This is a genomic window from Streptomyces sp. NPDC004031 (assembly GCF_053604375.1).
The window spans coordinates 1-5,995 of the sequence record NZ_JBSGHL010000119.1 but is presented as its reverse complement, the minus strand read 5'-3'; the positions used below and the strand labels follow the sequence as shown (position 1 = coordinate 5,995).

Annotated in this window: 4 protein-coding genes; 2 read left to right on the top strand and 2 right to left on the bottom strand. The window is 71.0% G+C overall.

Annotated elements, in window-relative coordinates; translation table 11 throughout:
* Positions 1-114: 114 nt before the first annotated feature.
* Positions 115-2,922 carry a preprotein translocase subunit SecA gene (gene secA, locus ACWERV_RS36310; RefSeq protein WP_398180935.1) on the bottom strand — a complete coding sequence of 936 codons (2,808 nt, stop codon included), beginning with the start codon at positions 2,920-2,922 and terminating at the stop codon, positions 115-117.
* Between the two features lie 269 nt (positions 2,923-3,191).
* Between secA and ACWERV_RS36305 the strand changes: the two genes are divergently transcribed.
* Positions 3,192-3,794: a GNAT family N-acetyltransferase gene (locus tag ACWERV_RS36305; protein WP_452941121.1), complete on the top strand. Its 603-nt coding sequence runs from the start codon at positions 3,192-3,194 to the stop codon at positions 3,792-3,794.
* Between the two features lie 94 nt (positions 3,795-3,888).
* On the top strand, positions 3,889-5,076 hold the full coding sequence (locus ACWERV_RS36300) for a winged helix-turn-helix domain-containing protein (protein WP_452941119.1): 1,188 nt from the start codon (positions 3,889-3,891) through the stop codon (positions 5,074-5,076).
* Positions 5,077-5,121: 45 nt separating this feature from the next.
* Here ACWERV_RS36300 and ACWERV_RS36295 read toward each other — a convergent pair whose 3' ends face one another.
* The gene (locus ACWERV_RS36295) at positions 5,122-5,853 is read right to left on the bottom strand and encodes a response regulator (protein ID WP_398180926.1); all 732 of its coding nucleotides are present in this window, start codon (positions 5,851-5,853) and stop codon (positions 5,122-5,124) included.
* Positions 5,854-5,995: the final 142 nt, after the last annotated feature.

Below are 5,995 nucleotides of genomic sequence, written 5' to 3'. Positions count from 1 at the left end.
GCGGCCAGGCCGCGCGGGCTGCGCGTCAGCGAGCGCGCGGAACTCCTTCCCAGCTGCACCCGGAAACTCGCGTGCGTGACGATGACCTCCCCGGCCGGTGATCGGTGCGCGCGGCTACTTCTTGCGGCGCCGTCCGCCCTTGGCGGCCTTGCGGCGCTCGGCGCGCGTCGAGCCGTCCTCGCCGCCCTGCGCGGCGTCCGCGGGGGCACCGGCGAACTCGCCCTCGACGACACCGCCCTCGCCGTCCACGGACGGCGCGGAGAAGTGCAGCCGGTCGGCGCGCTTGGGCGTCTCCAGGCCCTTGGCGCGGATCTCCGGGCGCTCCTTGGTCAGCGACGGCACCTCGTCCTGGACGTCGGCCGACGCGTCGGCCGGCACCGGCACCTCCTCGACCTGCTGCTCGACCTGGACCTCCAGGTTGAACAGGTAGCCGACGGACTCCTCCTTGATGCCGTCCATCATGGCCGTGAACATGTCGAAGCCCTCGCGCTGGTACTCCACCAGCGGGTCGCGCTGCGCCATGGCGCGCAGCCCGATGCCCTCCTGGAGGTAGTCCATCTCGTAGAGGTGCTCACGCCACTTGCGGTCCAGCACCGAGAGCACCACACGGCGCTCCAGCTCGCGCATGATCTCCTCGCCGAGCGACTTCTCGCGCTCGCCGTACTGCGCGTGGATGTCGTCCTTGACGGCCTCGGCGATGAACTCGGCGGTGATCCCGGCGCGGTCGCCGGCCTCCTCCTCCAGCTCGTCGATGGTGACCTTGGCCGGGTAGAGCTGCTTGAAGGCGCCCCACAGCCGGTCGAGGTCCCAGTCCTCGGCGAAGCCCTCGCTGGTCTCGGCGTCGATGTACGCGTCGATCGTGTCGTCCATGAAGTGCTGCACCTGGTCCTGGAGGTCCTCGCCCTCCAGGACGCGGCGGCGCTCGCCGTAGATGACCTCGCGCTGCCGGTTGAGCACCTCGTCGTACTTCAGGACGTTCTTGCGGATCTCGAAGTTCTGCTGCTCGACCTGCGACTGGGCCGAGGCGATGGCGCGGGTGACCATCTTGTTCTCGATCGGCACGTCGTCGGGCACGTTCGCCATCGACATCACGCGCTCGACCATCTGCGCCTTGAACAGCCGCATCAGGTCGTCGCCCAGCGACAGGTAGAAGCGGGACTCGCCCGGGTCGCCCTGACGGCCGGAGCGGCCGCGCAGCTGGTTGTCGATGCGCCGCGACTCGTGCCGCTCGGTGCCCAGCACGTACAGCCCGCCGAGCTCGACGACCTCCTCGTGCTCGGCCTTGACGGCCTCCTCCGCGCGCTCCAGCGCCGCCGGGAGGGCCGCGGCCCACTCCTCGACGTGCTCGACCGGGTCCAGGCCGCGCTGGCGCAGCTCGGCCTCGGCCAGGTCGTCGGGGTTGCCGCCGAGCTTGATGTCGGTACCGCGGCCGGCCATGTTGGTGGCGACGGTGACCGCGCCCTTGCGGCCGGCCTGCGCGACGATCGACGCCTCACGGTCGTGCTGCTTGGCGTTCAGCACCTCGTGCGGCACGCCGCGCTTGGACAGCTGCGCGGACAGGTACTCGGACTTCTCGACGGACACGGTGCCGACCAGCACCGGCTGGCCCTTCTCGTGCTTCTCGACGATGTCCTCGACCACGGCGGCGAACTTCGCCTCTTCCGTGCGGTAGATCAGGTCGGGGCGGTCGATGCGCGCGACCGCGCGGTGCGTCGGGATCGGCACCACGCCCAGCTTGTAGATCTGGTGGAACTCGGCGGCCTCGGTCATGGCCGTACCGGTCATGCCCGACAGCGTGCTGTAGAGGCGGAAGAAGTTCTGCAGGGTGATCGTGGCGAGCGTCTGGTTCTCGTCCTTGATGTCCACCCCTTCCTTCGCCTCGATCGCCTGGTGCATGCCCTCGTTGTAGCGGCGGCCGGCGAGGATACGGCCGGTGTGCTCGTCGACGATCATGACTTCGCCGTCCATGACGACGTAGTCCTTGTCGTTCTTGTAGAGCTCCTTGGCCTTGATGGCGTTGTTCAGATAACCGACGAGCGGGGTGTTGACCGACTCGTAGAGGTTGTCGATGCCCAGCCAGTCCTCGACTTTGGAGACGCCGGACTCGTGGATGGCGACGGTGCGCTTCTTCTCGTCGACGTCGTAGTCGCCGGTCTCCTCCTTGCCGATGCCGCCGGCCTCGCCGCGGTTCAGCCGGCGCACCAGGCGCGCGAAGTCGCTGTACCACTTGGTGGCCTGGTCGGCGGGGCCGGAGATGATCAGCGGCGTACGGGCCTCGTCGACGAGGATCGAGTCGACCTCGTCGACGATCGCGAAGTTGTGGCCGCGCTGGACGAGTTCGTCCTTCGACCACGCCATGTTGTCGCGCAGGTAGTCGAAGCCGAACTCGTTGTTCGTGCCGTAGGTGATGTCGCACGCGTACATCTCGCGGCGCTCGGCAGGCGACTGGTTGGCGAGGATGCAGCCCACCGTGAGGCCGAGGAAGCGGTGCACCCGGCCCATCCACTCCGAGTCGCGCTCGGCGAGGTAGTCGTTGACGGTGATCAGGTGCACGCCCTTGCCGGACAGCGCGTTCAGGTACGCGGGCAGGGTGCCGACGAGCGTCTTGCCCTCGCCGGTGCGCATCTCGGCGACATATCCCATGTGCAGGGCCGCGCCGCCCATCAACTGCACGTCGTAGTGCCGCTGGCCCAGCACGCGCCGCGCGGCCTCGCGCACCGTGGCGAACGCCTCGGGCATCAGGTCGTCGAGGCTCTCGCCGCCCTCGTACCGCTCCTTGTACTCGTCGGTGAGGGCCCGCAGCTCGGCATCGGAAAGGCTCTCGAAGTCCTCTTCGATGGAATTGACCTGGTCCGCGATGCGGTGCAGTTTGCGCAGGATCTTGCCTTCGCCTGCACGCATGATCTTGGTGATGACGGACACGTAGGCTGGCTCCTTGCCGGTCGGGCCTGGCGCGGTTGCCGCGCGGGGCACAGCAGGGGTTTTGTCTGCCGGGGCCCTGCTGCAACGGCCATCGTAAGCGAGGAGAGCATCGGGCCGGGAGGCCCGGCGGCGGCAAAACGGTTTTCCGTCGCTCCCGGGGCCAGCGATACTCGGCCGCGGGGCCGCCCGCACGGCCCGGTTCACGGCATCTTCCCGCGGGACCGTGCCCGGTGGCCACCCCGCCCCCGACAGAAAGGTGCGCGCCGACCATGCAGTCCGTGACGCTGACCACCGACCGTCTGTACCTGCGCGAGCTGGAGCCCGGCGACATCGACGCGGTGCACGCCGCGTGCCAGGACCCGGAGATCCCGCGCTGGACGAACGTGCCCTCGCCGTACACCCGCGCGCACGCCGAGGAGTTCGTCGGGCAGATCAGCCCGCAGGGCTGGCGGGACGACACCCTGTACAACTTCGGCGTCTTCACCCGCGAAAGCGGCGCCCTGGTCAGCTCCATGGGCCTGGTCAGGCTCGGGCAGCTGGCCGCGCCGGTGCGCCAGGCGGAGCTCGGCTACTGGACGGCGAAGGAGCAGCGCGGCAGGGGCTACACGGTCGAGGCGGCGCGCGCGGTGTGCCGGTGGGCCTTCGAGAGCCTGGGCGTGGAGCGGCTGGAGTGGTACGCCGACGCCGGCAACGAGGGCTCCCGCGCGGTGGCGCTGCGCCTCGGCTTCGTCATGGAGGGCACCCAGCGGGCGAAGATCTCGGTGCGCGGCATCCGCCGGGACGCCTGGACCGGCTCCCTGCTCCCCTCGGACCTGGGCCTCGCCTCGGCGACCCCGTACCTGCCCTACGACCCGGCGCGCCCGGTGGACTGAGCCCGGCACGCTCCTCCGCTGGCTGCCGGCTGCCGGGGAGGGCGTCGGCGCAGGTCGGGGACGCTTGTCAGTGGGTCCCCCTAGCCTGGCCCCCATGACCGTGCTGCCGCCTCCCCAGCTCTCCCTGTCCGCCGACGAGGCCCGCAGGATCGCCCTGCGCGCCCAGGGCCTTCTCGGCGCCCCCGACCGGCGGGCCGGCACCCGCGGGGTGCTGCGCTCGCTCGGTGCCGTGCAGCTGGACACGATCTCGGTACTGGCCCGCTCGCACGAGCTGGTCCCCTACGCCCGGCTGGGCGCTGTCGGCCGGCAGGCGGTGGAGCAGGCCTACTGGTCCGACGACCACGCCTTCGAGTACTGGTCGCACGCCGCGTGCATCCTGCCCATCGAGGAGTGGCCGCACTTCGCCTTCCGCCGCCGGGCCCGGCGGGCGCGCGGCCACCGCTGGCACGTGCTGGCGGACGCCGAGCGCTCCTGCGCCGCCGTCCTGGACCGGCTCAGGGCCGACGGCCCGCTGACGTCGACGGAGCTGGGCGGCGCCAAGAACGGCGGCCCGTGGTGGGACTGGTCGGAGACGAAGATCGCCGTCGAGTGGCTGCTGGACACCGGCGAGGTGGTCTGCACCCGGCGCCGCGGCTGGAAGCGCGTGTACGACCTGGCGGAGCGCGCCGTCCCCGCCGAACTGCTGCACGACGAGCTGGACGACGACGCGTGCATGCGGCGGCTGGTCGCGCAGGCCGGTGCCGCCATGGGCGTGGCCACCCGCGCGGATCTCGCCGACTACCACCGCCTCAAGGGCGAGCAGGTCGCCGCGGTCATCGACGACACGGGCCTGGTGCCGGTCGAGGTCGAGGGCTGGGGCAAGCCCGCGTGGGCCGATCCCGAGGCGCTCGCGGCCGAACCGCGCGGCCGGCACCGTACGACGCTGCTGTCGCCCTTCGACTCGCTGATCTGGGACCGGCCGCGGACGGAGCGGATCTTCGGCTTCACCCACCGCCTGGAGGCCTACACCCCCAAGCCGAAGCGCGTGCACGGATACTTCGCGATGCCGCTGCTGGCGGGCGGACGGCTCGTGGGCCGGGTCGACCCGGCACGCGAGGGCAGCACGCTGATCGCCCGGCAGGTGACGCTGGACGGCCCGAAGGCGGTGCAGCCCGCCGCGGACGCCATCGCCGAGGCGGCGGGCTGGGTGGGCTGCGTGGAGGCCCGGGTGGAGCGGGTGCTGCCCGAGACGCTGCGCGAGCCGCTGGCCGCCGCCGTCAAGCTCGCCCACGACCGCCGCTGAGCGGACCGCCCGGCCTGTGGGCCCGCCCGCGGGCGGGCCCACAGGTCAGCGGATCTCCAGGATCTTCTCCCGCATCGCGTAGACCACCGCTTCCATCCGGGAGTGCAGCTGGAGCTTCTCCAGGATGTTGCGGACGTGGTTCTTCACGGTGTTCTCGCTGATGTACAGCTCCTTGGCGATGTCGCGGTTGTTCAGCCCCGTCGCCACCAGCTTGAGCACCTCCAGCTCCCGGTCGGTGAGCCGGGGCGCGGGCAGCAGCCGCCGCTCGTCGGTGCGCTGGATCATCGACTTGAACTCGGTCAGCAGCTTGGACGCCATCGACGGGCTGATCTGCGACTGCCCGTCCGCCACCGCACGGATCGCGGTGGCCACCTCGTCGGTGGAGATCTCCTTGAGCAGGTAGCCGGTCGCGCCGGCCTTGATCGCCTCGTAGAGGTCGGCTTCCTCGTCGCTTATCGTCAGCATGATGATCTTCGCGCTCGGGGCCACCTCCTTGATGGAGGTGCAGGCCTCGATGCCGCCGCGGCGCGGCATCCGCACGTCCATCAGCACGATGTCGGGCAGCAGGTCCGCGGCCTTCTCCACCGCCTCCGCGCCGTCCCCGGCCTCGCCTACGACCTGGATGTCCTCCTCCTGCGCGAGCACGATCTCCAGACCCCGCCGGAAGAGCGCGTGGTCGTCGACCACCAGGACCCGGATCGGCTCGGCGGGCGCCGGGCCTTCCGCATCGGGGTCGGGGTCGCCACCGCCGGCAGCCCGGTGCGCGAATTCCGGCATCAAGTCCTCCCCGTCAGACCGCAGTTGCCCCACTGCTGGTCCAGCATTTCACGTCCTGGCGCGGCGGTGCCCCCAGGGCGAACCCGGGGCAATGGCCTGGGTCAGCGCCTGATGCCGGGAGGCGTCGGTGGGCGTGCCGGAG

Excerpts from the sequence above, each read along its gene's own strand:
- ACWERV_RS36305 (WP_452941121.1), top strand. The coding sequence starts at position 3,192 with ATGCAGTCCGTGACGCTGACCACCGACCGTCTGTACCTGCGCGAGCTG.
- ACWERV_RS36300 (WP_452941119.1), top strand. The coding sequence starts at position 3,889 with ATGACCGTGCTGCCGCCTCCCCAGCTCTCCCTGTCCGCCGACGAGGCC.
- ACWERV_RS36295 (WP_398180926.1), bottom strand. The coding sequence starts at position 5,853 with ATGCCGGAATTCGCGCACCGGGCTGCCGGCGGTGGCGACCCCGACCCC.